This window comes from Burkholderia sp. CpTa8-5, assembly GCF_017815045.1.
Taxonomy (GTDB): Bacteria; Pseudomonadota; Gammaproteobacteria; order Burkholderiales; family Burkholderiaceae; genus Burkholderia; species Burkholderia sola.
In genome coordinates this window covers 1-3,639 of the sequence record NZ_JAGIQD010000061.1, presented here as the reverse complement: position 1 = coordinate 3,639, position 3,639 = coordinate 1, and the positions used below count along the sequence as shown (strand labels likewise).

The following is a 3,639-nucleotide window of genomic DNA, read 5'->3' as shown; positions in this document are numbered from 1 at the left end:
CACGCGCTCGATCCCGCCATGGTTCGCCCGTGCGACATAATCGGCCATCCAGTTCTCGCCGAGCACCTGGCGCGCGATTTCCACCACGATGTAGTCGGCCTCGAGGTTCGCATCCTCGTTGTAGCGCGACAGCCCCTGCAGGCACGACGGGCAGCTCGTCAGGATCTTCACGTCCGGGCCGTTCGCGCCCGCGGCGGCCGGCGCCGGCGCATCGCCCGCCACCACCGGAATCGCACGCAGCTTCGCCGCGCCCTTGCGGATCTCCTCTTCCTTGCGGAAGCGCACCTGCGTCGACACGTCCGGCCGCGTGACCGCCAGCGTGCCCGACTCCCCGCAGCAGCGATCGTTCTTCTCGATCTTGTAGCCGTCCTTCTCCGCGCCCATCAGCTCGTTGACGAGCTTCACCGGGTCGATCGTCTTGATCGGCGTATGGCACGGGTCGTGATACATGTAGCGCGTGCCCGTCACGCCGTCGAGCTTCATCCCCTTCTCGAGCAGGAACTCGTGGATGTCGATGATCCGGCACCCCGGGAAGATCTTGTCGAATTCATACCCCGCCAGCTGGTCGTAGCACGTGCCGCACGACACCACCACCGTCTTGATGTCCAGATAGTTCAGCGTGTTCGCCACCCGGTGGAACAGCACGCGGTTGTCCGTCACGATCTTCTCGGCCTTGTCGTACTGCCCCGAGCCGCGCTGCGGATAGCCGCAGCACAGGTAGCCCGGCGGCAGCACCGTCTGCACGCCCGCTTCCCACAGCATCGCCTGCGTCGCCAGCCCCACCTGCGAGAACAGCCGCTCGGAGCCGCAGCCCGGGAAGTAGAACACCGCTTCCGAATCGACGGTCGTCGACTTCGGGTTGCGGATGATCGGCACGATCTTGTTGTCCTCGATGTCCAGCAGCGCCCGCGCCGTCTTCTTCGGCAGGTTGCCCGGCATCTTCTTGTTCACGAAGTGGATCACCTGCTCGACCGCCGGCGGCTTGCCCGTCGTCGCCGGCGGGTGCTGCGTCTGCTTCGTCACGACCTTCTTCAGCATGTCGTTCGCGAAGCGCTGCACCTTGTAGCCCACCCCCATCATCACGCCGCGCGCGAGGTTGATCGTCTGCGGATTGGTCGCGTTCAGGAAGAACATCCCCGCCGCATTGCCCGCGTTGAACTTCTTCTTGCCCATCTTGCGCAACAGGTTGCGCATGTTCATCGTCACGTCGCCGAAGTCGATCTTCACCGGGCACGGCGTCGCGCACTTGTGGCACACCGTGCAGTGGTCGGCCACGTCGTTGAACTCGTCCCAGTGCTTGATCGACACGCCGCGGCGCGTCTGCTCCTCGTACAGGAACGCCTCGACCAGCAGCGACGTCGCGAGGATCTTGTTGCGCGGGCTGTACAGCAGGTTCGCGCGCGGCACGTGGGTCGCGCACACCGGCTTGCACTTGCCGCAGCGCAGGCAGTCCTTCACCGAATCGGCGATCGCGCCGATGTCGGACTGCTGCATGATCAGCGACTCGTAGCCCATCAGCCCGAAGCTGGGCGTGTACGCGTTGCGCAGATCGGCGCCGTCGAGCAGCTTGCCCTTGTTGAAACGGCCGTTCGGGTCGACGCGCTGCTTGTACGCGCGGAATTCGGCGATCTCGTCGTCGGTCAGGAACTCGAGCTTCGTGATGCCGATCCCGTGTTCGCCGGAGATCACGCCGTCGAGCGAACGCGCCAGCGTCATGATGCGGGCCACCGACGCGTGCGCGTCCTGCAGCATCTCGTAGTTGTCGGAGTTGACCGGGATGTTGGTGTGGACGTTGCCGTCGCCCGCATGCATGTGCAGCGCGACGAACACACGGCCGCGCAGCACGCGCTTGTGGATCGCCTGCGCTTCGTCGAGGATCGGCTTGAACGCGCCGCCGTTGAAGATCGCGCGCAGCTCCGCGCGGATCTCCTGCTTCCACGAGATGCGGACCGTGCGGTCCTGCGTGACGTGGAACACGGTCGCGCCCGGCTGCGCGTCCGCGCGATCGGCGAACTTCTCGGCGAGCGCCTCGTAGCCGAGCTGCACCAGGTAGTGCTGCGCCTCGCGCAGCGGCTGGTCGAGCCGGTCGCGCACGAATTCCCAGCGCGCACGCACGCGCTTGAGCAGCTCCAGCGCCTGCTGCACGCGGTCTTCCAGCAGCTCGGCGCTCGGGATCTCGTTCGCGTCGTCGGTCTTGCCGAGCGGCAGGTTGCCGCCCTTGAAGAACGCCTCGAGCGCGTCGACCAGCTGCAGCTTGTTCTTCAGCGACAGCTCGATGTTGATCCGCTCGATGCCGTCGGTGTACTCGCCCATCCGGTTCAGCGGGATCACGACGTCCTCGTTGATCTTGAACGCGTTCGTGTGCTTCGCGATCGCGGCCGTGCGGCTGCGGTCGAGCCAGAAGCGCTTGCGCGCCTCCGCGCTGACCGCGACGAAGCCTTCGCCGCTCTTGCCGTTCGCCATCCGGATCACTTCGGACGTCGCCTGCGCGACCGCATCGGCGTCGTCGCCGACGATGTCGCCGATCAGCACCATCTTCGGGAACGCGTTGCGCTTGCTCTTGGTCGCGTAGCCGACCGCGCGCAGGTAGCGCTCGTCGAGGTGCTCGAGGCCCGCGAGGATCGCGCCGCCCTGCTTCGACGTCTCGAACAGGTAGTCCTTGATCTCGACGATGCTCGGGATCGCCTCGCGCGCCTGGCCGAAGAATTCGAGGCAGACGGTGCGCGTATGCGCGGGCATCTTGTGCAGCACCCAGCGCGCGGACGTGATGAGCCCGTCGCAGCCTTCCTTCTGCACGCCCGGCAGGCCGGCGAGGAACTTGTCGGTCACGTCCTTGCCGAGCCCTTCCTTACGAAAGCGCCGGCCCTCGATCTCGAGCATCTCGGTCTTGAGCAGCTTCTCGCCGGGCGCGTATGCGCCGTCGAACCACTTCAGCTCGAAGCGCGCGACCGCGATGTCGTGGATCTTGCCCTGGTTGTGCTCGTGGCGCGTGACTTCGAGCCAGTTGCCGTCCGGGTCGACCATTCGCCACCACGCGAGGTTGTCCAGCGCGGTGCCCCACAGCACGGCCTTCTTGCCGCCCGCGTTCATCGCGACGTTGCCGCCGATGCACGACGCGTCGAGCGAGGTCGGATCGACCGCGAACACGTAGCCGGCCGCTTCGGCCGCCTCGGTCACGCGGCGCGTGACGACGCCCGCGCCGGAGAAGATCGTCGGCACCTTGTGCGCGACGCCCGGCAGCTCGGTCAGCTCGACCGCGCCGAGCTGTTCGAGCTTCTCGGTGTTGATCACCGCAGAGAACGGCGTGAGCGGCACCGCGCCGCCCGTGTAGCCGGTGCCGCCGCCGCGCGGGATCACGGTCAGGCCGAGCTCGAAGCATGCCTTGATCAGCGCGGCGATCTCCGCTTCGGTGTCCGGCGTCAGCACGACGAACGGGTATTCGACGCGCCAGTCGGTCGCGTCCGTCACGTGCGACACGCGCGACAGCCCGTCGAAGCGGATGTTGTCCTTCTGCGTGCAGCGGCCGAGCGCCTTGGTCGCGCGGCGACGCAGCTCGGCCATCTTGTCGAATTCGTCGGCGAATTCGTCGACCGCGCGCTGCGCGGCGGTTTCGAGCATCTCGACGCGCGACGCGCGTTC

The 3,639-nt window shown here is 66.8% G+C and carries 1 protein-coding gene; it reads right to left on the bottom strand.

The annotated features are described in order from the left end of the window. Positions 1-3,639, bottom strand: a 3,639-nt coding sequence (locus J8I35_RS34270) for a DUF3400 domain-containing protein (protein ID WP_209929379.1), incomplete at both ends; no start/stop codon positions are given.